The organism is Georgenia satyanarayanai (assembly GCF_023715365.1).
GTDB classification, from domain to species: domain Bacteria; phylum Actinomycetota; class Actinomycetes; order Actinomycetales; family Actinomycetaceae; genus Oceanitalea; species Oceanitalea satyanarayanai_B.
The window spans coordinates 48623-70945 of sequence record NZ_JAMBNZ010000008.1 but is presented as its reverse complement, the minus strand read 5'-3'; the positions used below and the strand labels follow the sequence as shown (position 1 = coordinate 70945).

The following is a 22323-nucleotide window of genomic DNA, read 5'->3' as shown; positions in this document are numbered from 1 at the left end:
CATGGGCGTCGTCCTCGGTATCGACGTCGGCACGACGACCACCAAGGTCATCGCCGTCGACGCGACCTCCGGCTGGCGGATGGCCGCCTTCCGTGAGTACCGGCTCGCGGAGCCGCAACCCCGCTGGCAGGTGCAGAGCCCGCGGATGGTGCTCGACGCCGTCGACGGCGCCCTGGCGGAGGTCGTCGCGGCCTGCGCCGGCCGCGCGATCGACGTCATCGGGGTTGGCTCCGCGATGCACGGGCTCGTCGGTCTCGACGAGGACCTGCACCCGGTCACCGACATCATCACGTGGGCGGACACGCGTGCGCACGCCGAGGCCGCCGAGCTGCGGGCCGCCGGGCGGGCACGCGAGCTCCTCCACCTGTCCGGCACTCCGGTCCACCCGATGAGCCCGCTCGTCAAGCTCATGTGGTTCGCCCGCCACGACACCGTCACGGCAGCCCGTGCGCACCGCTGGATCGGGCTCAAGGACCTCGTCCTGCTCCACCTCACCGGGCGCCTCGTCACCGAGCTGTCCACGGCCTCGGCCTCGGGGCTGCTCGACCTGTCCACCCGCACCTGGGCCGACTCCTCCCTGGCGCTGGCCGGGGTGCGCCGCGAGCAGCTGCCCGAGGTGCTTGCGACGACGGCGCTGCTCGACCTCTCCCGTGAGGCGGGCCTGCGCGTGGGACTGCCCGGGGGCATCCCCGTCAACGCGGGTGCGACCGACGGGCCGCTCGGCAACCTCGGCACCGGGGCGATCGAGCCCGGGATCGCGGGGCTGTCGATGGGCACGAGCGGCGCGGTGCGGACGGTCGTCGACGCGCCCAAGCTCGACGCCGACGGGCGCCTGTTCTGCTACGCCCTCGCCGACGACGCCTGGGTGGTCGGCGCGGCGATCAGCAACGGCGGAGTCGTGGCCCGCTGGGCCGGTGAGGTCTACGCGCCGGACGTTCCCGCCGGGCCGCTGCGCGACCTCCAGGTGATGGCGATGGCCGGCGCCGTGCCCGCCGGCAGCGACGGGCTCATCATGCTGCCCTACCTCCTCGGTGAGCGGGCGCCGCTGTGGGATCCCGAGCTCACCGGGTCCTACCTCGGCGTGCGGCACGCCCACGGCCGCGGGCACTTCATCCGCGCGGCGATCGAGGGGGTGGCGCTGCAGATGTCCAGCCTCGTCGACGTCCTCGACACGGTCACTCCCGTCACCGAGGTGCGCTGCACCGGCGGGGTCTTCCGCGCGGACCTGTGGCGCCAGGTCATGGCGGCGACGATCGGCCGCCCCCTCGTCCCGACCGACGACGCCGAGGGCTCCGCGCTCGGCTCGGCGATTCTCGCGCTGTACGCCACCGGGCAGGTCGACTCGCTGGCCGCCGGCCTCGAGCTGCTCAGCCCCGCCGGCGAGGTTGCCGACCCGATCGGCGTCTCCGAGGCCGACCGCCTCACGTACTCCGGCCTGCGAGCCCGGGCCGCCCACCTCCTGGGCGCCTACGACGAGCTCCAGAGCTACCTGGAGACGCTAGAGACCCAGCCCCGCCTGTAAGCCCCGCCCCCACACCCGCATATGCGGGAAACCTGCAGCCGATCCGCATGGGGAGCCGCAGATTTCCCGCATATGCGGGTGTTGGGGTCAGGTGGGGACGTTCCAGGTGTGGACAGGGTCTCCGCCGTTCATGTTTCTCACGTAGTCGGCGAGCATGAGGTGGAGGGCGTCGCGGCGGTCCTTGCCGCGCCCCTCGTAGGCCTCGACGGCGGCCACCTGCCACGTGGCGCCGTTGCGGCGCAGCCGGGCACGGGCCTCGATGATGTCGAGGTACTTCCCCGCGACCGGGGCGTCCACGCCCAGCCGCTCGAGGCCGCGCGCCGCCATCGGCAGCAGCGTGTCGAGGACGAGCTCGGTGCCCGACACCTCACCGAGGCCGGGCCAGTACAGCCGGGCGTCGATCCCGTACCGCGCGGCGGCGTGGAAGTTCTCGCGTGCCCCGTCGAAGGACATCCGGGACCACAGCGGCCGCTCGTCGGTGACGAGCTCGACGACCATCCCGTAGAAGAAGGCCGCGTTGGCGAGGGTGTCGAGGACGCTCGGCCCGGCGGGCAGCACCCGGTTCTCCACCCGCAGGTGCGGGCGACCGTCCTGGACGTCGTAGATCGGCCGGTTCCAGCGGTAGACGGTGCCGTTGTGCAGCCGCAGCTCGGCCAGCGACGGCGTGTCGCCGGCAGCGAGCACCGCGGCCGGGTCCTCGTCGCTGCTCACCGGCAGCAGCGCGGGGAAGTAGCGGACGTTCTCCTCGAAGAGGTCGAAGATCGAGGTGATCCACCGGTCCCCGAAGAACACCCGCGGCCGCACGCCCTGGTTGCGCAGCTCGACCGACCGGGTGTCGGTCGCCTGGAGGAAGGTCTCCACGCGCGTCTCGGCCTGCAGGTGGTGGCCGAAGAGGTAGGGGGAGTTGGCGCCCATGACGAGCTGGGGCCCGGCGAGCAGCTGCGAGGCGTTCCAGTAGTCGGCGTAGCGCCGGGGCGTGACCTGGAGGTGGAGCTGGGTGGAGGTGCACGCGGCCTCGGCGATGATCGAGTCCATCGTCAGCGAGAGCGGCTCGGGACCGTTGATGCGCAGCGTGATGTCCTCGCGCCGCGAGTTCATGATGGCCTCGTCCAGCGCGACGTAGCGGTCGCTCTCGGTGAACCAGCTGCGCCCGGCCGGGGGCGCCGGCAGGGTCGGCAGGATTCCCACCATGACGAGCTCGGCGCCGGCGTCCCCTGCGCGGTCCCGCGCTCGGTTGAGGTTGTGGCGCAGCGCCGCCTCGAGCTGCTCGAGGGACTGGCCGTCGATGCGCCGCGGCTCGACGTTGAGCTCGATGGTGAACTTGCCCAGCTCGGTTTGGTACAGCGGGTCGGCGATGCGCTCGAGCACCTCGGCGTTGCGGTGGAACGGACGCATGTCCGCGCCGGCGAGCCCGAGCTCGATCTCCAGGCCCGTGCGCCACTCGTCCTCGACGAAGACGCCCGCGTCGAGCATCGCCTCCAGCGTGTCCAGGCACCGGCGGATCTTCGCGCGGTACTTCGCGTGGTCCGCGCGCGTGAACGTCGTCCCGGAGATGTCCTCACCCACGCCTGCTCCTTCTCTCGACTCGCTGGTGAGCGAACCACATCACGCACCGCTCGGCACGCGCGCCCGGGTGGGCGACAATGGTGGCGATGGTGGACGACGAGCAGGACGACGCGCCGCGACGGCGCTGGCCGTGGTGGCACCGGCAGACGACGACGACGCGGCGCCTCATCCGCACCGGCCTCCTACTCCTCGTCACGCTGCTGGTCTCCGGCGTCGTCGGTGTGCTCACCGCCTCGACCGACTCCTCCCTGGGCCCGCACGTCGCGCACTACGAGGTGACCGCGCAGCACGAGATCGTCGTCGACCTCGGTCCGCTCGGCACGGTCCTCCTCGACTCCCCGATGCCCTGGCCGCTGGGCGTGGAGGTCGTCGTCCAGGAGATCCCGGCCGAGCTGACGGCCGTGCAGGCCAGCCCGGTCACCGGCCTGGCCGGTGACGTCGCCGCGTACGCGCAGGTCGTGGCCCACCCCGACGCCGTCGTCGCCGACGCCGTCAGCGCGCTGGTCCGCGACGCCCTGGGCCGCGCGGCGATGGTCGCCGGGTCCGTCCTCCTCGTCGTCGCCGGCGCGCGGCTCGCCTCCCGCGGGCTGCTGCGCCGCGAGGTGGCTCACGCGGCGCGGCGCCCCGGCGTGGTGCCGCTCGCCGCCGTCGTCGTCGTCACGCTCGTGGCGGTGCCCACGGCCCTGACCGTGCGTGATCGTCCCGCGCCCGGCCGGACCATCAGCGCGCTGGCGGGCACGCCGATGGAGGACCTGCGGATGACCGGCCGGATGGCCCAGCTCATCGACACCTACGGGGGCTACCTCGTGGAGGCCTACGAGGAGAACGAGGCCTTCTATGCCTCGGTCAACGAGAACCTGGAGGCGGCCTACGCGCAGGATCGTGCCCCGTCCCGCCCGCCCGGCATCCCCGTCGTCAGCCCCGCGCCCACAGACACCGCCACTGACGGCGTCGCCCCGCCGGCCGACGACGCCACGGCGCCTGTCGACGACGCCACAGCCCCGGCCGACGACGGCGCCGCCTCGCCCGAGGCCACCGGCTCACCGGACGACGGTGTCGCGGCCGCGTCGGAGGCGGCCACCGAGGCGCCCGCGCGGGTGGAGCCGGTGACCTTCCTCCTCGTCAGCGACCTCCACTGCAACGTGGGGATGGCGTCCGTCATCGCCGGCGCAGCCCGCCTGAGCGGGGCGAGTGCCGTCCTCGACGCGGGCGACACCGTGATGAGCGGGACGGCCGTGGAGTCCTACTGCGTCAACGCCTTCGCCGGGGAGATCGCCGACGACCTCCCGCTGATCGTGTCCACCGGCAACCACGACTCCGTCACCACCGCGGAGCAGATGCGCGACGCCGGGTACGTCGTCCTCGGCGGGAGCGTCGTCGAGGTCGACGGCGTGCGGATCATCGGCGACACCGACCCGACGCTCACCGCCGTCGGCGAGGGCACCCGGCCGGAGCGCGACGAGACCGTGCCGGAGATGGGGGAGCGCCTTGCCGAGGAGGCGTGCTCCACCGACCGGGCCGACGTCGTGCTCGTCCACAACCCGCGCGCCGCGCTCCCGGCACTCGAGCAGGGGTGTGTGCCGCTCGCGCTGTCGGGTCACTGGCACCGGCGCGAGGGGCCGGAGGTCCACGGCGCCGGCACTCGGTACGTCAGCTCGAGCACCGCCGGCGCGTCGGGCGGTGCGACGGTCGGCCCGCTCAACGGGCCCGCGGAGATGACCGTGCTGCGCGTCGACTCCGCCAGCGGCCGCCCGCTCGACTACCGGGTGGTGACGGTCGGCACCGACACGACCGTCCAGCTGGGGCGCTGGTACCGGTTCCCGGACCCTGCTGACTCGGCGCCGACGAGCGGTGATACTGAGAGCGGCGGGCCCAGCGGGGACCCGACCGACGCGGAGTCGTCCGCGGGAACGGAGCGCAGATGAGCCAGCAGCAGCGGGCCGGGGACGTCACCGCGGACGAGGACGCCCTGACCGACGAGGAGCTGCTCGCCGAGGAGGAGGCCCTCGCGGCCCTCGACCCCGCCCGCCCCACCGAGCACCAGCTCGCCGGCGGCGGTACCCGCGGCCTGGGCTGGCTCCTCACCATCGGTGGCGCGCTCGGCACCTGGGCCTCGGTCATGCTCATCCTGTCGACGCAGAAGCTGCTTCGTGACCCGAACGCCGCCCTCGGCTGCGACATCAACCCGCTCATCGGCTGCGGCAAGTTCGTCCTGTCGTGGCAGGCCTCGGTGCTCGGCCCGCCCAACGCCGTCCTCGGCACGATCGGCTTCGCGATCGTCACCGCCACCGGCGTCGCGCTCCTCGGCGGGGGACGGCTCCCGCGCGTGTACTGGGTCCTGCTCATGGCCGGCTCGGTGCTCGCGGCCGTGTGGATCTCGTGGTTCCAGTACCAGGCCTTCACCAGCCTCCGCGGCCTGTGCCCCTACTGCCTCGTCGTGTGGGCGGTGACGATCCCGATCGTCGTCAACGTCCTCGCCCGCGGCTTCCAGGGCCGCCACCTGCCGGCCCCCGAGGGGCTGCGGCGCTTCCTCGTCCAGGACCGCGCCCTGGTCATCACGGTCTGGTACGCCGTCGTCCTCCTCCTCATCGCCGTCGTCTTCTGGGACCAGTGGATGCTGATCCTGTGAGCCAGCTGCCCACCTCGAACGTCACCCAGGACTACCTCAAGGCGATCTACGCCGCGGTGGAGTGGGGCGGGCCCGCCACGAGCGTCAGCGCGCTGGCGGCCCGGATGGGGGTCTCGGCGTCGACCGCCTCGGAGACCGTCCGACGCCTGGCGGACGAGGGCCTGGTCCACCACGAGCGTTACGGGGGCATCTCCCTCACCGGCCGCGGTCGGCAGGCGGCGCTGGCGATGGTGCGCCGCCACCGGCTCATCGAGACGCTTCTCGTCGAGCACCTGGGCTACGAGTGGGACGAGGTCCACGACGAGGCGGAGGTCCTCGAGCACGCCGTCTCCGACCTCCTCGTCGAGCGCATCGACCGGCTCCTCGGCCACCCCGTCCGCGACCCGCACGGGGACCCCATTCCCACGGCCGGCGGGGAGGTCACCGTGCCGCCCACCCGCCCGCTGGCACAGACGCCCGCGGGGGAAGGCGGCCGGGTCGTACGGATCTCCGACGCCGAGCCGCAGGTGCTGCGCCACCTCGCCGACGTCGGGGTGCGGCTGGACACACACGTGGCCGTCCTCGAGGCCCGGCCCTACGTCGGCACGACCCTCTTCACCGTCACCCCTCCTGGGGAGTCCGCCGGGGAGCCCGTCGAGCTCGGGGACCCCGCCGTCGCGGCGGTGTGGGTCACCGCCTGACCCCTCACAGGTGGCGCTGGGCGGTACGCAGCTTGTGCGCCAGGTGCTGCAGGGTGCGCAGCTCGTCCTCGTCGAGCGCGCCGCCGACGTAGCGGCGGATCGATCGCACGTGGTGGCGGCCGATCTCGCGCTGCAGGCGCAGCCCCTCCTCGGTGAGGGCGACGACGACGCCGCGTGCGTCGCCCGGGGCGGCGCGCCGCTCGAGGAGCCCGCGGGCGCTGAGGCGGTCGACCATGCGGCTGAGGCTCGGCTGGGACAGGAGGATGAGCGCGGTGAGGTCCCGCATGCGCATCGCCCGGCCCTCCCCGAGGCTCAGCTGGAACAGGACGTCGTACTCGCGCGAGGTGAGCGGGGCGAAGTCGTCACCGGCCTCGAAGCGTCGCATGAGGGTCACCTGGGCCCGGAAGAGCTCCTCCCACGCCTCGGCGGCCGTCCGGGTGGACACTGCACGCTCGTCCTGTCCTGGCACCTCGTCCCTTTCGTCCCACCGATCGTAGTCGTCGATACCCTGGCGCCATGAGCACCGTCTTCAGCAGGATCATCGCCGGGGAGATCCCGGGACGTTTCGTCTGGGCCGACGACGAGTGCGTCGCCTTCGCCACCATCGCCCCCGTCACGGACGGCCATGTCCTTGTCGTTCCGCGGGTCGAGGTCGACCAGCTGACCGATGCGCCCGACGATCTCGTCGCCCACCTGGCCGTCGTGGCGGCCACGATCGGGCGCGCGCAGCGCGCGGCGTGGGACGCGCCACGCGCCGCCGTCATGGTGGCCGGCTTCGAGGTCCCGCACCTGCACGTCCACGTCCTGCCGGCCTGGGACGAGGCCGCCCTGCGCCTGGACCGGGCCCGCGACGACGTCCCGCCCGAGGAGCTCGACGCCGCGGCGGAGCGCCTGCGTGCGGCGCTGCGCGAGGCCGGCCACAGCGCCCATGTGCCGCATGTGCTGAGCTCCGCCCGGCTCTGAGCCGGCTCAGCCCAGCAGCTCGCGGATGTCGTCCGCGGACAGCGGGGCCGAGGCGGCCGTGGTCCCGCCGGCGAGGACGCGCCCGGCGAGCTCACGCTTGCGGTCGGCCAGCGCCATGACCTTCTCCTCGATCGTCCCCTCGGCGACCATCCGGTAGACCATGACGGTGCGGTCCTGCCCGATGCGGTGCGTGCGGTCGATCGCCTGCTCCTCGACGGCGGGGTTCCACCAGGGGTCGAGCATGAAGCAGTAGTCGGCCTCGGTGAGGTTGAGCCCCACCCCGCCGGCCTTGAGGCTGATGAGGAAGACCGGTGCCTGCCCCTCCTTGAACTCCCGGATGCGGGCCGCGCGGCCCCGCGTGCTGCCGTCGAGGTAGCAGTAGTCGATGCCCTGCTGCTCGAGCCGCTCCCGCACCAGCCCGAGGTAGCCGGTGAACTGGCTGAACACCAGCGCCCGGTGGCCCTCGGAGACGAGCTCGGCGAGCTGCTCGAGGAAGGCCTCGGCCTTGCTCGACCCCACGCCCTCGTACTCCGGGTCGACCAGCGCGGGCGCCAGGGCCAGCTGCCGCAGGAGGGTGAGGGAGCGGAAGATCGTGAAGCGGTTCTTGTCCATGTCGTCCACGAGACCGAGGATCTTGCGCCGCTCCCGCGCCAGGTGGGTGTCGTAGATCTTCCGGTGGCGCGCCGTCAGCGGGACGGTGAGCACCTGCTCCTGCTTGGGCGGCAGCTCGCGGGCCACCTCCTCCTTGGTGCGGCGGCGGATGAAGGGCCGGGTGCGGCGGCGCAGCCGGTCCAGCGCCGCGGAGTCGTGCTCCCGCTCGATCGGGTTGCGGTAGGCGACCGTGAAGTCCCGGGGGTCGGGGAAGAGGCCAGGTGCGGTGATGGACAGCAGCGCCCACAGGTCCATGAGGCTGTTCTCCAGCGGTGTGCCGGAGATCGCGAGCTTGACCGGGGCGGCGATCTTCCGCGCGCACACGTGCGTCTTGGCCTGGTGGTTCTTCACCATCTGCGCCTCGTCGAGGACGAGCACCGACCAGTCCAGCGCGTCGTAGGACGCGAAGTCCAGGCGCAGCAGCGCGTAGGACGTGACGACGACGTCGGCCCCCGCGACGTGCTCGGCGAGCGGCACGCGCGCCTTGGCGGCGGTCTGCTCGACGGTCTGCACCGTGAGGTCGGGGGTAAAGCGGGCCGCCTCGCTCGCCCAGCCGCCCACGACGGACGTGGGCGCGACGACGAGCACCGGCGCGGTGAGCCGGCCGGTCTCCTTCGCGCGCAGGACGGCGGCAAGGGTCTGAAGGGTCTTGCCCAGGCCCATGTCGTCGGCGAGGATCCCGCCGAGCCCGGCCTCCCACAGCGTGGAGATCCACTCGTAGCCCTCGCGCTGGTAGGAGCGCAGCTCGGCGCGCAGGCCGGCGGGCACGTCGACCTGACCGGGCGGCGGACCGGAGACGAGCGCGTCGACGGTGCGCCGCCACCGCTCGCTCTGCTCGGCGACGACGCCGAGGGCGACGAGCTCCTGCCACAGGTCGGCCTGGTAGGCGGTGACCCGCAGCGTGCCGGACTCCTCGTCGTGGAGCCCGCCGGCCTCGGCGATGAGCTGGCGCAGCTGGTCGAGCTCGGGACGGTCGAGGGTGACGTAGGTGCCGGAGGGCAGGAACAGGTGCGGCTCACCCGTGGCCAGCGCGCGGAAGAGGTGGCCGAAGGGCACCGGCTCGCCCTCGAGCTCGACGGCCACCTCGAGGTCGAACCAGTCACCCTGCGGGGTGTCGGTGGCCGTGAGCGAGATGGTGGGGGCGACGTCGACGTGCTTGTAGTCGGGCACCTCACCGCTCACCTCGACGACGACGGCGGGGTTGGCCCGGCGCACCTGGTCCAGGCCGTCCTCGGTGAAGCGGGCGGCGTCGAGCCGGCGCAGCTCGGCGACGGGCGCGGGCCCGCGCCCGGAGACGTGGCGGGGCAGCTCGGCCGGCAGGTCGAGACCGTCGAGCAGGCGCCGTTCGGCCGCGTGGTCGCGCACCCAGTCGGCTGCCGGTGCGACGTCGTCGTCGGCGCCGACGGGCAGGTCGGCGACGGTCTCGCCGGACTGGTAGCGGAAGGACCAGGCGAGGCGGACGACGAACTCGGGCAGGTGCTCCACGGCGAGAACGAGGACAGGGGCGAGGACCTCGGGGAGGTCGACGGCGTCGTCGGAGGAGCGCACCGGCAGGAGCAAGCGCAGGCGCGGGTAGAAGTCGCGGCGGAAGCGGTCGACGCCGTCGGGCGGGATGTGGAGGGGCTCGCCGGTGACGAGCTCGGAGGCGCCGAGTGGCAGCGGGCGGGCCAGCGGCGCGAGGACGAGGCCGTCGTCGCTCACGGCCACCCCGTGCACGGGGTGGCCGACGAAGGCGACGGCGTGGGCCCCGGCCGCGCGGCCGGCCACGCGCACCGACGGGGCCACGCGCACGCCGTCGTGGATGGGGTGGGTGGTGACGTCGAGGGTGACGTCGGCGGGTGTGCTGCTGAGGGTGACCTCGCCCTTGACGCTGCGGTGGGGCACGAGCGCGACGCCGGCGTCCACCACCTGTCGCAGGAGCGGCCACACGGCCGGGCCGAGCTCGTCGAGGAAGACGTGGGTGCCGTAGGCGTGGGGGTGGGCGGCGATGAGCGCGCGCAGCGCCTCGGCGTGGGCGGGGACGTAGCGGCTCCACGTCCAGCGCACGGTCTGCCAGCTCACGCCGGTGCGCACCCACTGACCCTTGGCGCCGGGCGTCACCGGCGCCATGCGGATGCGGGCGGCGCTGCGCCCGGCCGCCGCCGCGGCCGCCCCGCGCGCGACGACCCGCTCGAGCTGGAGCCCGAGCGGGTCCCCGCTGCCGGAGGCGGCGTCGGTGACGGCGTCGTCCAGGGCGCGTTCCCAGGCGGGACGGACGCCGGTGATGCTCGCCTCCCGGGCCGCGACGACCACTGCCACGCCGTGCTTGCAGCCCAGCTTCACCGGGCAGGTGCAGTGGACCGAGACCTGCGCGCCGGGGTAGAGGACGACGAAGCACTGGTAGGAGCCGGCCCCGCTACCGCGGACGGTGGCGAACAGGGCCCGCTCGTCGGGGTCGACGTGGAGCCGCTGGACCATCCCGCGCCGCGCGTAGTCGGTGCCGCGCTCCACCGTGCCGTGGTCGAACCACCGCGCGAGGGTGGCGTCGTCCGGGAGCGTGAGGTTCTGCAGCGCCCGCACGTCGTTCTCGGTCAGGTCCACCCGCCTACGGTAACCGCGGCCTGTGACACTCAGATGCTGCGCCGCATCATCCTGATCCCCACCGTGAGCCCGACCGCCGCGAGCACGACGGCGGCCAGGGCGCCCTGCCACACCGCCGGCTCGGTGAGCTGCCCGTTGAACAGCGCCCGCTCTGCCTCGACGAGGTAGGTGAGCGGGTTGAGCTGGGACAGCACCTGCATCCAGCGCGGCGCCGCCTCCAGGGGCAGGAGCATCCCGGACAGGATCATGAGCGGGAAGATGAGCGCCTGCTGGACCGCCCAGAACATCCAGTCCCGTTCCCGCGCGGCGATCCCCAGGGAGTAGCTGAGCGCCCCGAGCCCGATCCCAAAGGCCGCGAGGACGACGAGCCCCAGCGCCATGCCGGGCAGGTGCGGGCGGAAGCCGAAGATCGCGGCCACGAGCGTGATGACCACCGCCTGGACGGCCAGCGGCACCATCTCCTTCAGCGCGCGCCCCACCATGAGGGCCGAGCGGGCCACGGGCGTGACGAGCATCCGCTCGTGGGAGCCGGACTGGAGCTCGAAGAGGAGGTTGGACCCGGCCATCGCGGTGCCGAACAGGGTGCTCATGACGATGATGCCCGGGACGAACCACTGGAAGGACTCCGCCAGCGGCAGGCCGGTCATGCCGCTGAGCAGCGGGCCGAAGAACGCGAGGAAGACGAGGGGTTGGAGCAGGGAGAAGATGACGCTGAACGGGTCGCGCAGGACCGGCCACAGCTCGCGGACGAGGACGTTGCGGGTGTCGGTGACGACGGTGCTCACTGAGGGCCTCCGGGGGTGAGGGCGGGCTGGGCGGGGGTGTCGGCGCCGGCGGTGGCCTGCTCCTCGCGCAGGCTGCGGCCGGTGAGCCGGAGGAAGACGTCGTCGAGGGTGGGCTGGTGGAGCTCCGCGGCGAGGACCCGGTGGCCGCCGGCGGCGAGGTCGGCGAGCAGCCCGGGGAGCACCCGGTCGCCGTGGTCGACGACGACGGCGTACCGCACCGCCGGCCCCTCCGGCACCGTGACGGCGGTCCGCTCGACGTCGTCACCGCGGGCGGCGACGCGCCGCAGGGTGGCGAGGGCGCCGTCGTCAGGGCCGGTGCCACGCAGGGTGAGGAGGATGCGGTCCCCGGCGAGGTTCGCCTTGAGCCCGGCGGAGGTGTCGTCGGCGATGAGCCGGCCCTGGTCGACGATCATCACCCGCTCGGCGAAGCGGTCGGCCTCGTCGAGGTAGTGGGTGGTGAGGAGCAGGGTCATCCCGTAGCGCTCGCGCAGGGTGAGGATGTGGTCCCACAGGTGGGAGCGGGACTGCGGGTCCAGGCCGGTGGACGGCTCGTCGAGGAAGAGGAGCTGCGGGGCGGGGACGAGGCCGAGGGCGATGTCCACGCGCCGGCGCTGGCCGCCGGAGAGGGTCATCGTCGTGCGGGTGGCGAGCTCGGTGAGGCCGAGGATCTCCATGAGCTCGTCCGCGCGACGGCGTCGCTCGACGCGGCCCAGCCCGTAGAAGGCACCCTGGGAGACGAGCTCGTCCCGCACCCGGTAGTACTGGGCCGCGCCGTTCTTCTGGCCGATGTAGCCGATCGACCGGCGCACGTCGGCCTGCTGCCGGCTGATGTCGAAGCCGCAGACGGTCGCGCTGCCGCTCGTGGGCGGCAGGAGCGTGGTGAGCATGCGCAGGGAGGTGGACTTACCGGCCCCGTTGGGCCCGAGGAAGGCCGTGAGGGTGCCCGGCTCGACGTCCATCGTGAGGTCGCTGACCGCGACAACCTCCTCACCGCCCTTGCGGTGGAAGGTCTTGGTGAGCCCCTTGGTGCTGATGATCGGAGTCATGGCGAGGACACTACGAGTCAATGCGGCCAGATCTTGACCGCATCGATCGGTAGATTTCGGCCATGGCCGATCCCACCGCCCGTGCCCTGCGCCTGCTCTCCCTGCTCCAGACCCACCGCTCGTGGTCCGGCCGGGAGCTGCGCGACCGCCTCGGCGTCAGCGCCCGCACCCTGCGCCGCGACGTCGATCGGCTGCGCGAGCTCGGCTACGAGGTCAGCGCCCGTCCCGGCCTCGACGGCGGGTACCGGCTCGAGGCGGGTGGTCGCCTGCCCCCGCTGCTCCTCGACGACGACGAGGCCGTGGCGATCGCCGTCGGGCTTCGGGTGGCGGCCGTCCAGGGACTGGGTGAGCACACCGCGCTGAGCGCGCTCGTCAAGCTCGAGCAGATGCTCGCCCCGCACCTGCGCCGGCGGGTGGCCGCCCTCCAGGAGTACGCCGTGCCGGCCGGTCGGCGCGGCCGCACCGTGGACCCGGACGTCGTCGCCGAGCTGGCGCTCGCCTGCCGTGACCACGAGCGGGTCCGCTTCCGCTACGTCACCGCCCTCGACGGGGAGGCCGCCCGTCACGTCGAGCCGCACACGCTCGTGTCCAACGGGCTGCGCTGGTACCTCGTGTGCTGGGACCTGGACCGGGAGGACTGGCGCACCTTCCGCCTCGACCGCCTCTCCGGGCTGTTGCGCACCGGGGTGCGGACCGCCCCGCGGGAGCTGCCGGTGGACGACCCCGCGGAGCTGATCCTCGCGACCGACACGGACAGTCGGAGCTACCCGCTGGAGGCGGTGGTCCACCTCGACCTGGACCTGGAGGAGATGCGCAAGCACTTCGGGGTGTGGGCGACTGGTGCGGCGCCCAACGAGTCGGGCGGCACCGACTGGCCGGTGGGCGGTCGCTCGTTCGCCGACCTCGTCTACGGTCCGGCGTGGATCCCGCCCGAGGTGACGTGGACGGTGAGCGGGGGAGAGGAGGTGGTGAGCGCCCTCGCGCACTTCGGCAGGCGGCTCACCGAGGCGACGACGCCCCCGGCTGAGTGACCACGATGTGAGACAATGGTGGTGAATCTGGTGGCGAGGACGTCCTCAGCAGGACGTCTCCCCCACACGGCAGCCCGGCCCACGAGGCCGTGCTCAGGTGCGCCCGCCCACCCGGCGGGCCTGATGAAGGGACGTGGTACCACCATGCAGAGGATGCTCGGCGACGACTTCGCCCGCAGCATGAACATCCCCCTGGCAGACATCGTCTATCTCCAGCAGCGGCCGGTCCCGCTGCTCCCGCGCCGGCTGCGTCGCCGGCGGCGCGCCGCGAAGATGCCGCGCACCGGGCCGGGTGACCGCCGCCGATAAATGAGTGGCGCCCCTGACACTGCCCCTGGCAGGGTTCTGGTCATGGCCAAGCATCTGCTCGCGTAGCAGGCCTCGTCGCCGAAGGGATCCCGACGACGAGGTCGCGATCCCTGCCCGGGCGCCGGGCCATGCCGTCGTCCCCTCGTCCGGGGACTCCACCCACAAGAAGAGTCAGGGGTAAGCCATGTCCTCCCTCATGCTCGGCGACATGTCCGCCAGTGCCATGGGAATGCCGCTCGCGGACTACGTCCACCTCCAGCGCCGTCCGGCCACCCGCGTCCTGCGGGGTCGTCAGGGACGCTGGGCGGGTATCGGGCCGCGCGCGGTCGTGCGCAACGCGTCACTGCCACGCGCATGACGGCCCGCGCCCAGGGCCCGGCACGCTACGGCGTGCCGGGCCATTTCCGTTGTCCGGGACCCACTCCGCCTGCGGTCACGATCGTCCCTGAGTGGGTGCGACCACGGGTCTGCACCTCGCGTCCGGAGCCCCGCGTCCGCTCAGGTTCGCGGGCTGGTCGAGGACGTCACGGCGTCCGTGCCGTCGAGCATGCCGCGGCGCCTGCCCGGTGCAGCCGTGCGCGGGTCACTGGCTGACCATGGCGTCGATGCGGGTGAGCAGCTGCTCCAGCGCCTCTTCGAACTCTTCGTCGGAGCGGTCGATGGAGAGCTTGGGCTGCAGGCGCGCGATCGTGGGGAAGTCATCGATGGAGATGTCGCTGTGGGCGACGGTCGCCCCACCTTCGTCCAGGACCTCCTCGGTGGCCGCCTGCGCACCCCGCTGTGTCACGGTGAGGAGCAGCTGGCCGAGCAAGAAGCTGGTGAACGCACGGTAGGCGGTGACCGCCTGCTCCTCGCTGAAGCCCGCCGATGTCAGGGTGCGCAAGAAGTCCTCGACGACCGCGAGGTTACGGAGCGGTGGACGGAGCCACGGCGCGGCGGGGTGGCGGGTGGCCACGAGGGGAAAAACCTGCGGGTGGTCGGACGCGATGTCCCGCACCGCGTGGGCGACGTGCTGCAGGTAGGCCTGCCAGCCCCCGTGAGGGCCGATGTCCATGTCGGCTGCACGCTCGACCTTCTTGGTGACTTCCTCGACGATGCTCTCCAGGAGGTCCTCCCGGCCGTCGACGTAGCGGTACAGCGCCATCGCCTCCACACCGATCGCCGCACCGAGACGACGCATGCTCAGCGCGTTGAGCCCCTCCGCGCCGACGAGCTCGATCGCCGTCGCGACAACAAGATCGCGGTCGAGGTTGCCCCGTCTTGGTGTGTCTGCCGTGCCGCCCATCGCTCACCCCTATCTCCTGGTCACCTACGCTCGCGCAGCTCAGACTATTGCGGCAAATCGCGCGCGGCCTGACGGGGCGCTCCCGGCGACTGACGGCCGGAGGGCCTCGGTGCCACGCGCTGGACGGCACTGCCAGGACACTTTACGATGTAAACGGGCGTGCGCGTACAGTGTAAACTCCCGCTCTGTCCCACAGTAGAGGAGGGCCGATGTCATCGAACACGCCTGCATCCGGCACGGCAGCTGTCCTGTTCTCCGCCGCCCGCGTGCGCCTCGCCCTGGCCGGCGAGGTCGACCTCATGTGTCTCGCCGAGGTCGAGGAGGCGTGCCGGGACGCCAAGAGCTACGACCTTCCGATCGATCTCGACGTCCGGAACATCACCTTCATGGACTCCTCCGTCCTCGCTCTCATCTTCACGCTCGCGGTGGCCTCACCGGTCCGCGTCATCGGGCCGAACGAGCTCGTGCGCTTCCTCTTCGACGTCACCGGCCTCAGCACCCGCGTCGAGATGCTCGACGAGGATCCTGGGTTCCTTGCCCTGTGACGACGCGCGACGTCGTCGCGGATGAACCGTGCTGCGGCGCGTCCGGTCGACCGCTGCTCACCGCTGGGCGGGGCGCTGTTGTGCCCACCCCCACCCGCCCCCTCATCGGGGCAGAGACAGGCTCAGTGCAGGCGGGCGGCGACGTCGGGCATGGCGGCGCAGTAGTCCTCGACCAGCTGGCGGGCCACCTCGGTTGAGTCGACGAGCGGGTGGTTGGCGAAGGCGCGCCAGGCCAGCTCGCGCGAGCCCTCGTCCAACGCCCGCAGGACGAGCTGCTCGCTCGCCTTGACGGTCGTGATGAGCCCGGCCATCTCCCCGTCGAGCGGCGCGACGGCGTGGGGGCGGACGGCGCCGCGCTCGACCGTGCACGGCACCTCGATGACCGCGGCGGCGTTGAGCTGGGGCACGAGCAGCTGCCCGCCGCCCAGGGAGTCGTTGCCGACCCCGAGGATCATCGTCGCGGCCTCCCCGGTGGCCAGGCCGGTCATGAGGTCGAGCGCGACCTCCTGGTAGCCGCCGCCCTCGACGTCCTCGGCGCGGCGGCCGTGACGCTCCTCCTCGGGGCGCGACTCGTTCATGTAGCTCGACTCGCGGTCGTGCCGTGTCGCGTCCCAGATCTCCAGGGCACGGTCCGGCGCGGCGGCCGCCTCACGGTAGAAGTCACTCTGCTGGGCATCGAGGTACTCCCCGCGGGTGGGCTCCCCGCCGGTGATCCGCTCCATCGCCTCGCGGTGGCGGTAGTAGTAGAAGAGGTACTCGTTGGGGATCGCGCCGATCGCACGCACCCAGTCGAAGCCGAAGAGGCGAGCCTCCTCGATGTGGTCGAGCTGCTCGTCGGAGGCGAGCAGCTCGGGCAGGACGTCGCGTCCGTCGACCATGAGGGTGCGCAACCAACCGAGGTGGTTGAGACCCACGTAATCGAAGTCGACGCGCCGGGGGTCCTGGCCGAACACGCGCGCGGCCCGCCGCATGAGCCCGATCGGGGTGTCGCAGATGCTCACGACGCGGTCGCCCAGCACGCCACGCATCGCCTCGGTGAGGATCCCGGCCGGGTTGGTGAAGTTGATCGTCCACGCCTGGGGGGCGCGCACCGCAATCTGCCGTGCCAGCCACTGCGCGTGCGGGACCGTGCGCAGGGCGTAGGCGAGACCGCCGGGGCCAACCGTCTCCTGACCCAGCACGCCCAGGCGCAGCGCTGTGCGCTCGTCGGTGATTCGTCCGGAGGTCCCACCGACGCGGATGGCGGAGAACACGAAGTCCGCACCCTCCAGGGCGGCGGCCAGGTTCAGCGTCACGACCACGCGAGGTGGACGGGCGAGCTGGGGGGCGAGCTGCTTGAGTACCCGGTCGACGACGTCGAGCCGCTCGGCGGAGACGTCGTAGAGCCACAGCTCGTCCACGCGCAGTCGCGAGTCCCCCGCCGAGAGGGCCTGGAAGATCTGTGGGACGCGGAAACCGCCGCCGCCGATGACCGTGAGCTTCACGCTGTGATGACCTCCGTGCCGCTGGAGCGCAGGACGTCGAGCCCGGGCGAGCTCGACGTGGGACTGGTGACGAGGGTGTCGATGCCCTCGGGCCCGCAGACGGCGAGCACGCCGGAGCCGGGGAACTTGTCGTCGTCGGCGACGAGGACGCGCCGCTCGGACGCCGCGAGGATGGCGCGCTTGACCGGCACCTCGATGCTCGTGGAGTCGAGCACACTGCCGTCGTCGCGCACGCCGCTCGTGCCGAGGAAGCCGATGTCGGCGGTGATCTGGCCCAGCGCCTGCTCGGGGAGGGAGCCGACGAGGGAGTGGTAGGAGCGGCGCAGCACCCCGCCGAGGACGACGAGCTCGACGACCGGGTCCTCCCGCAGCTCGTCGACGACGGCCAGGGAGGCGGTGACGACGGTGACGCGGCGCCCGCGGAGGTGCCGGGCGACCTGGGCGACCGTCGTGCCGATGTCGAGGACGACGACGTCGTCGTCCCGCGCGAGCGCGGCCGCCCGGGCCCCGATGCGCTGCCTGCTGGCGGCCCGGTCCCCGGCGACCGCCTCGAAGGGCCGGACGTCGGGCTCGACGGCGCCGCCGCCGCGGACGCGTTGGAGGCGGCCCTGCTTGCTCAGTAGGTTGAGGTCCCGGCGGATCGTCGACGTGCTCACCCCGAAGCGTGCGGCGAGGTGCCCGACGGCGACCTCGCCGTGGTCGTGCAGCTCGGCCAGGATCGCGTCCCGGCGGGTGGTGGTGAGCACGGAAATGACATTAGCAGGACCATGCAGAAGCGGGCAGGAGTGTGCATAGAATGTCCGAACATGGAATCGGACGAGAGGCCGACGGACGAGGGGGTCCGGAGCCGGGAGGAGCAGGCGTGACCGACGAGACCGCGGAGGCGCCGGATGGCAGCGTGCTGGACGTGTTCCTGTCCGGACCGCTCTTCCTCGACGTCGTCTTCTCCGGCCTGCCCACCCCGCCGCGGCCCGGCACCGAGGTGTGGGCCAGCGGCATGGGCTCCCTTCCGGGCGGCATCGCCAACCTCGCCGTCGCGGCCAGCCGCCTCGGCCTGTCCACGGGCCTGGCCACGGGATTCGGTGGTGACGTCTACGGGCGCTGGTGCTGGGACATCCTCTCCGACGAGGCCATCGACCTCTCCCGCTCCACCCGGATCGCCTCCCAGCACACCTCGGTCACCGTGTCCCTCGCCTACGACGGCGACCGGTCGATGATCACCCACGGCCACGAGCTCCCGATGAGCTACGACACGCTCATCGGCGACCCGCCCCCGGTGCGCGCCGTCATCATCGACCTCGACGACGAGCGGGCCCAGGAACGCTGGTGGCGCCGGGCCCGTGCCGCGGGGGCGCGTGTCTTCGCCGACCTCGGGTGGGACCCCTCGGAGAAGTGGGACGCGAGCCGGCTGGCCGCCCTCGAGGACTGCTACGCCTTCCTCCCCAACGCCGCTGAGGCCATGGCCTACACGCGCACGGACAGCCCGCACGCGGCCGCACGCGCGCTGGCCGATCTCGTTCCGCTCGTCGTCGTGACGATGGGCGCGGACGGCGCCGTCGCCATCGACTCCGAGACGGGGGAGGAGTCCCACGTCCCCGCCCTGGACGTCGCGGCCATCGACCCCACGGGTGCGGGTGACGTCTTCCTCGCCGCCTTCGCGCGCGGCTCCCTCGCGGAGTGGCCGCTGGAGCAGCGGCTGCGTTTCGCGTCCCTGTGCTCGGGGCTCGCCGTCCAGGAGTTCGGCGGCTCGCTCGCGGCGCCCGGCATCGGCGACCTCCACGACTGGTGGCAGCGCCTGGACGCCGCCCGCGCCGAGGGCGACCCGGCCGCCGCGGCGCTGCACGACCACTACCGTTTCCTCCCGGACGTGCTGCCGGCCCGGACCGGACGCGTGACCCGCCGGGCGGAAGCGACCTTCGCGCTCGAGTCCGACCTCTGAGCGAATATCAACGGGGATCACCGGGCGGTACCCACCACCGCCCACGACGAAGGAGAATCAGCACCATGAGCCCACAACGAACCCGCCGCTCCACCGGCGTCGTCACAGCTGCCGTGGCGACTCTCGCGCTCGTCGCGGCGTGCACCCCCGGAAGCGGCGGCAACGACGAGGAGACCGAGCCCGGCACCGACGGCGCCACCACGAGCGAGGAGGTCGTCACCGACATCTCCAGCCTCGGTGACGTCACGCTCGTCGTGTGGGACCAGGAGGTCCGCGGCGGCCAGAACGAGCAGATCGAGCAGCTCAACGCGGCCTTCATGGAGGAGTACCCGAACGTCACCATCGACCGGGTCACCCAGTCCAACGACGACCTCACCACCACGCTGCGGCTGGCGCTGACGGGCGAGGACGCCCCCGACGTCACCCAGGTGAACAACTCGCGCTCGCAGATGGGCCAGTACGTCGCCGCCGGGCAGCTGCTCAACCTCGACCCCTACGCCGAGGCCTACGGCTGGGAGGACCGCTTCCCGGACTCGGTGCTGCAGAACACCCGCTACTCCGAGGACGGCGTCACCTTCGGCGAGGGCTCCGTCTGGGGCCTGCCGCAGGTCGGCGAGGTCGTCGGCATCTACTACTCCACGTCCAAGCTCGAGGAGCTCGGGCTGGAGCTGCCCGAGACGTGGGCAGAGTTCGGTGAGCAGCTCGGCACCATCGCCGAGGCCGGCGAGACGCCCCTGCTGCTCGGTAATCTCGACCAGTGGCCCGCCGGCCACGTCTTCGGCCCGGTCCAGGGTGCGCACGTGGACCCCGAGGAGATCCGGGCGCTCGGCTTCGGCAACGAGGGCGCGAGCTGGGAGACCGACGGGAACCGCGCCGCCGCGGAGGAGCTGCAGTCCTGGGTCGAGGCCGGCTACTTCAACGAGGGCTTCAACGGCGCCGACTACGACGCCGTGTGGCAGTCCTTCACCGAGGGGGCCGGGGTCTACCTCATGGCCGGCTCGTGGATCGGCCCGGACGTCGAGGCCGACATGGGAGAGGACGCCGGCTTCATCGCGCCGCCGCCCGCCGAGGCCGGCGCCGGCAAGGTGACGACCGGTGGCACCGGCATCCCCTTCGCGGTGACCGCGAACTCCGAGAACGCCGACGTCGGCGCCGCGTACATCGACTTCATCACGAGCGAGGACGCCATGGCCGTGCTCGCCGAGACCGGCAACATGCCCGTCGTCGAGACCGCCGAGCACATGCCCGAGGCGGGCCTGCAGGCCGACATCTACGCCGCCTACGCCGAGGTCACCGAGGACGGGGCGCTCGTCCCCTACCTCGACTGGGGCACGCCCACGATGAGCGACACCCTGGGTCAGTCCCTCCAGTCCTTCATGGGCGGACAGCTCGACGTCGACGGGCTGCTCGCCGCCCTCGAGGCCGACTACAGCGAGTTCGTCGCCTCGGCGCAGTGACATGACGGCCCAGCCACGGGGCATCGTCGCGCCCGTCCCGCGGGCGGCCCGCAAGGGTCGCCCGCGGGGGCTGGGCCGTTTCGGTCTGACCCCCTACCTCTTCCTCGCCCCGGCCTTTCTCGTCTACGCGGCCTTCCTGCTCTACCCGCTGGGCCGGGCGGTGCAGATCTCCCTGTACGACTGGGACGGGCTGAGCCTGGCGACCTTCGTGGGCGTGGACAACTACGTCGACGTCCTCGCCGACGAACGGCTGCGCCAGTCCTTCTGGCACGCCCTCGTCCTCATCTTCTTCTTCTCGGTCCTGCCGCTGGGCATCGGCCTCGTCCTCGCGGCGCTCCTCGTGCGCGCCCAGGTGCGCGGCCTGCCCTTCTTCCGCACCGTCGTCTTCCTGCCGCAGGTCATCGCGATGGTCGTCGTCGCCGTGGCGTGGCGGCAGATCTACGCACCTGACGGCCCGCTCAACGGCCTGCTCGACGTCGTCGGGCTCGGCTCCCTCACCCGCGCCTGGCTCGGGGACTTCACGTGGACGCTGCCCGCCGTCGGCTTCGTCGGCACCTGGGTCTCCACCGGCCTGGTCACCGTGCTCCTCATGGCCGGGATGGCCCGCGTCCCGCAGGACCTCTACGAGGCCGCGACCCTCGACGGCGCGGGCGCGGTCCGCACCTTCTTCGCCATCTCCGTGCCGTCGGTGCGCGCGGAGATCGTCGTCGCGCTCACCCTGACGATCATCGCGGCGCTCAAGACCTTCGACCTCGTCTACGTCACCACCCGCGGCGGCCCCGGCACGTCGACGACGGTGCCGAGCTACGAGGTGTACCGGCGTGCCTTCATGGAGGGGCGGGTGGGCTCAGCGGCCGCCGTCGCCGTCGTCCTCACCATCCTCATCTTCGGTATCAACCTGCTCGTCAACCGCATCGGGGAGCGGGAGCGATGAGGGTCTCCACCGGGGAGCGCCTGGGCAACTACGTCATCCTCATCGGCTTCGCGCTCTTCGCGCTGGCGCCGATCGCCACCATCCTCACCACCGCGCTCGGGCCGGAGACGCCGCAGGACGCCGCCACCGGCGGCACGATCCACTGGGAGAACTTCGCCAGGGCGTGGGAGCAGGGCAAGTTCGGCGAGTACATGACGAACTCGGTCCTCGTCGCCGCGATCGTCGTCACGAGTGCGGCGCTGCTGTCGATCATGGCCGGCTACGCGTTGGGCGCCTTCGTCTTCCCCGGTTCCCAGCTGCTGTTCTACGTCTTCCTCCTCGGCATCATGGTCCCGGCCGAGGCGATCATCGTCCCGCTCTTCTTCGACTTCCAGGCACTGGGGCTGACGAACACGATCTGGGGCATCGCGCTGCCGCAGATCGCCCAGTCCGTCGCCTTCGGCACCTTTTGGATGCGGGCCTACTTCCGCGGGGCGAACCGCTCGATCATCGAGGCGGCCCGTCTCGACGGCGCCGGGCACCACCGGGTGCTGTGGCAGGTCCTGCTGCCGGTGGCACGGCCCGCCGTCGTCACCCTCATTCTGCTCACCTTCATGTGGACGTGGAACGAGTTCCTCATCCCGCTCGTCATGTCGCCCAACGCCCAGCTGCGCACCGCGCCCCTCGGCCTGGCACTCTTCCAGGGCCAGTACACGCAGGGCACCGTGCTCCTGGCGGCCGGTGCCGTCCTCGTGGCGCTGCCCATGGTCATCCTCTACCTCTTCCTCCAGCGCCACTTCATCCGCGGCATGCTCGAGGGAGCGGTCAAGGACTGAGCAGGTGCTTGCACAAGTGAGCGCCCGCTCGTTAGGTTGTCCGCACAAAGTCCAGTGATGGGCGTCACGCGCAGACGACGTCGTCTGCTCGACGAGGAGGTA

At 72.3% G+C, this 22323-nt stretch carries 21 protein-coding genes; 13 read left to right on the top strand and 8 right to left on the bottom strand.

Annotation, left to right across the window (positions count from 1 at the left end; genetic code table 11):
• Nucleotide 1: 1 nt before the first annotated feature.
• Nucleotides 2-1522: a gluconokinase gene (locus M3148_RS11205; RefSeq protein ID WP_251304787.1), complete on the top strand. Its 1521-nt coding sequence runs from the start codon at nt 2-4 to the stop codon at nt 1520-1522.
• 87 nt (nt 1523-1609) lie between these two features.
• Here the strand turns inward: M3148_RS11205 and M3148_RS11200 are convergent, their stop codons facing one another.
• The gene (locus M3148_RS11200) at nt 1610-3088 is read right to left on the bottom strand and encodes a glutamate--cysteine ligase (RefSeq protein WP_251304786.1); all 1479 of its coding nucleotides are present in this window, start codon (nt 3086-3088) and stop codon (nt 1610-1612) included.
• Between the two features lie 86 nt (nt 3089-3174).
• Between M3148_RS11200 and M3148_RS11195 the strand changes: the two genes are divergently transcribed.
• From M3148_RS11195 to M3148_RS11185, 3 genes are read left to right on the top strand one after another with little or no spacing between them, the layout of a single operon-like run.
• Nucleotides 3175-5013 carry a metallophosphoesterase family protein gene (locus M3148_RS11195; protein ID WP_251304785.1) on the top strand — a complete coding sequence of 613 codons (1839 nt, stop codon included), beginning with the start codon at nt 3175-3177 and terminating at the stop codon, nt 5011-5013.
• The gene (locus M3148_RS11190) at nt 5010-5717 is read left to right on the top strand and encodes a vitamin K epoxide reductase family protein (RefSeq protein WP_251304784.1); all 708 of its coding nucleotides are present in this window, start codon (nt 5010-5012) and stop codon (nt 5715-5717) included. The genes M3148_RS11195 and M3148_RS11190 overlap by 4 nt, the downstream gene beginning before the upstream one ends.
• Nucleotides 5714-6397, top strand: coding sequence for a metal-dependent transcriptional regulator (locus M3148_RS11185; RefSeq protein ID WP_251304783.1), 684 nt, complete (start codon nt 5714-5716; stop codon nt 6395-6397). Before M3148_RS11190 ends, M3148_RS11185 begins: the two co-directional genes overlap by 4 nt.
• Nucleotides 6398-6401: 4 nt before the next feature.
• On the opposite strand, the gene M3148_RS11180 is transcribed toward M3148_RS11185, so the two are convergent.
• On the bottom strand, nt 6402-6842 hold the full coding sequence (locus M3148_RS11180) for a MarR family winged helix-turn-helix transcriptional regulator (protein ID WP_251304782.1): 441 nt from the start codon (nt 6840-6842) through the stop codon (nt 6402-6404).
• Nucleotides 6843-6913: 71 nt separating this feature from the next.
• Here M3148_RS11180 and M3148_RS11175 point away from each other — a divergent pair, with 71 nt between their 5' ends.
• Complete coding sequence (locus M3148_RS11175) at nt 6914-7360, top strand: HIT family protein (RefSeq protein WP_251304781.1); 447 nt, start codon at nt 6914-6916, stop codon at nt 7358-7360.
• A 6-nt stretch (nt 7361-7366) separates the two neighbouring features.
• On the opposite strand, the gene M3148_RS11170 is transcribed toward M3148_RS11175, so the two are convergent.
• From M3148_RS11170 to M3148_RS11160, 3 genes are read right to left on the bottom strand one after another with little or no spacing between them, the layout of a single operon-like run.
• Nucleotides 7367-10591, bottom strand: coding sequence for a DEAD/DEAH box helicase (locus tag M3148_RS11170; RefSeq protein ID WP_251304780.1), 3225 nt, complete (start codon nt 10589-10591; stop codon nt 7367-7369).
• A gap of 29 nt (nt 10592-10620) precedes the next feature.
• On the bottom strand, nt 10621-11376 hold the full coding sequence (locus tag M3148_RS11165; protein WP_251304779.1) for an ABC transporter permease: 756 nt from the start codon (nt 11374-11376) through the stop codon (nt 10621-10623).
• Nucleotides 11373-12422, bottom strand: coding sequence for an ATP-binding cassette domain-containing protein (locus tag M3148_RS11160; RefSeq protein WP_251304778.1), 1050 nt, complete (start codon nt 12420-12422; stop codon nt 11373-11375). Before M3148_RS11160 ends, M3148_RS11165 begins: the two co-directional genes overlap by 4 nt.
• A gap of 62 nt (nt 12423-12484) precedes the next feature.
• Here M3148_RS11160 and M3148_RS11155 point away from each other — a divergent pair, with 62 nt between their 5' ends.
• From M3148_RS11155 to M3148_RS11145, 3 genes are all read left to right on the top strand, one after another.
• On the top strand, nt 12485-13453 hold the full coding sequence (locus tag M3148_RS11155; protein ID WP_251304777.1) for a helix-turn-helix transcriptional regulator: 969 nt from the start codon (nt 12485-12487) through the stop codon (nt 13451-13453).
• A 153-nt stretch (nt 13454-13606) separates the two neighbouring features.
• Nucleotides 13607-13762, top strand: a complete 156-nt coding sequence (locus M3148_RS11150; RefSeq protein ID WP_251304776.1) for a hypothetical protein — start codon at nt 13607-13609, stop codon at nt 13760-13762.
• A gap of 184 nt (nt 13763-13946) precedes the next feature.
• Nucleotides 13947-14120 carry a hypothetical protein gene (locus tag M3148_RS11145; RefSeq protein ID WP_251304775.1) on the top strand — a complete coding sequence of 58 codons (174 nt, stop codon included), beginning with the start codon at nt 13947-13949 and terminating at the stop codon, nt 14118-14120.
• A 225-nt stretch (nt 14121-14345) separates the two neighbouring features.
• Here M3148_RS11145 and M3148_RS11140 read toward each other — a convergent pair whose 3' ends face one another.
• The gene (locus M3148_RS11140) at nt 14346-15047 is read right to left on the bottom strand and encodes a TetR/AcrR family transcriptional regulator C-terminal domain-containing protein (RefSeq protein WP_251304774.1); all 702 of its coding nucleotides are present in this window, start codon (nt 15045-15047) and stop codon (nt 14346-14348) included.
• A 209-nt stretch (nt 15048-15256) separates the two neighbouring features.
• Between M3148_RS11140 and M3148_RS11135 the strand changes: the two genes are divergently transcribed.
• Entirely contained in the window at nt 15257-15592 is a 336-nt protein-coding gene (locus M3148_RS11135) for an STAS domain-containing protein (RefSeq protein WP_251304773.1), read from the top strand.
• Between the two features lie 122 nt (nt 15593-15714).
• On the opposite strand, the gene M3148_RS11130 is transcribed toward M3148_RS11135, so the two are convergent.
• Both M3148_RS11130 and M3148_RS11125 read right to left on the bottom strand, forming a co-directional pair.
• Nucleotides 15715-17076, bottom strand: coding sequence for a family 4 glycosyl hydrolase (locus tag M3148_RS11130; RefSeq protein ID WP_251304772.1), 1362 nt, complete (start codon nt 17074-17076; stop codon nt 15715-15717).
• Entirely contained in the window at nt 17073-17822 is a 750-nt protein-coding gene (locus M3148_RS11125) for a DeoR/GlpR family DNA-binding transcription regulator (RefSeq protein ID WP_251304771.1), read from the bottom strand. Before M3148_RS11125 ends, M3148_RS11130 begins: the two co-directional genes overlap by 4 nt.
• Before the next feature lie 116 nt (nt 17823-17938).
• Between M3148_RS11125 and M3148_RS11120 the strand changes: the two genes are divergently transcribed.
• The 4 genes from M3148_RS11120 (at nt 17939) to M3148_RS11105 (ending at nt 22221) form a co-directional block, all read left to right on the top strand.
• A complete protein-coding gene (locus M3148_RS11120) occupies nt 17939-19015 on the top strand; it encodes a PfkB family carbohydrate kinase (protein WP_251304770.1) in 1077 nt (358 codons plus the stop codon).
• 65 nt (nt 19016-19080) lie between these two features.
• Nucleotides 19081-20472: an extracellular solute-binding protein gene (locus tag M3148_RS11115; protein ID WP_251304769.1), complete on the top strand. Its 1392-nt coding sequence runs from the start codon at nt 19081-19083 to the stop codon at nt 20470-20472.
• A 1-nt stretch (nt 20473) separates the two neighbouring features.
• Complete coding sequence (locus tag M3148_RS11110; protein ID WP_251304768.1) at nt 20474-21406, top strand: carbohydrate ABC transporter permease; 933 nt, start codon at nt 20474-20476, stop codon at nt 21404-21406.
• Nucleotides 21403-22221, top strand: coding sequence for a carbohydrate ABC transporter permease (locus tag M3148_RS11105; RefSeq protein ID WP_251304767.1), 819 nt, complete (start codon nt 21403-21405; stop codon nt 22219-22221). Before M3148_RS11110 ends, M3148_RS11105 begins: the two co-directional genes overlap by 4 nt.
• Nucleotides 22222-22323: the final 102 nt, after the last annotated feature.

Bases quoted from the DNA above. Each gene is read 5' to 3' on its own strand.
- M3148_RS11145 (WP_251304775.1), top strand. From the start codon at position 13,947: ATGTCCTCCCTCATGCTCGGCGACATGTCCGCCAGTGCCATGGGAATG.
- M3148_RS11160 (WP_251304778.1), bottom strand. From the start codon at position 12,422: ATGACTCCGATCATCAGCACCAAGGGGCTCACCAAGACCTTCCACCGC.
- M3148_RS11140 (WP_251304774.1), bottom strand. From the start codon at position 15,047: ATGGGCGGCACGGCAGACACACCAAGACGGGGCAACCTCGACCGCGAT.
- M3148_RS11155 (WP_251304777.1), top strand. From the start codon at position 12,485: ATGGCCGATCCCACCGCCCGTGCCCTGCGCCTGCTCTCCCTGCTCCAG.
- M3148_RS11115 (WP_251304769.1), top strand. From the start codon at position 19,081: ATGAGCCCACAACGAACCCGCCGCTCCACCGGCGTCGTCACAGCTGCC.
- M3148_RS11175 (WP_251304781.1), top strand. From the start codon at position 6,914: ATGAGCACCGTCTTCAGCAGGATCATCGCCGGGGAGATCCCGGGACGT.
- M3148_RS11105 (WP_251304767.1), top strand. From the start codon at position 21,403: ATGAGGGTCTCCACCGGGGAGCGCCTGGGCAACTACGTCATCCTCATC.
- M3148_RS11150 (WP_251304776.1), top strand. From the start codon at position 13,607: ATGCTCGGCGACGACTTCGCCCGCAGCATGAACATCCCCCTGGCAGAC.
- M3148_RS11205 (WP_251304787.1), top strand. From the start codon at position 2: ATGGGCGTCGTCCTCGGTATCGACGTCGGCACGACGACCACCAAGGTC.
- M3148_RS11190 (WP_251304784.1), top strand. From the start codon at position 5,010: ATGAGCCAGCAGCAGCGGGCCGGGGACGTCACCGCGGACGAGGACGCC.
- M3148_RS11135 (WP_251304773.1), top strand. From the start codon at position 15,257: ATGTCATCGAACACGCCTGCATCCGGCACGGCAGCTGTCCTGTTCTCC.
- M3148_RS11195 (WP_251304785.1), top strand. From the start codon at position 3,175: ATGGTGGACGACGAGCAGGACGACGCGCCGCGACGGCGCTGGCCGTGG.
- M3148_RS11110 (WP_251304768.1), top strand. From the start codon at position 20,474: ATGACGGCCCAGCCACGGGGCATCGTCGCGCCCGTCCCGCGGGCGGCC.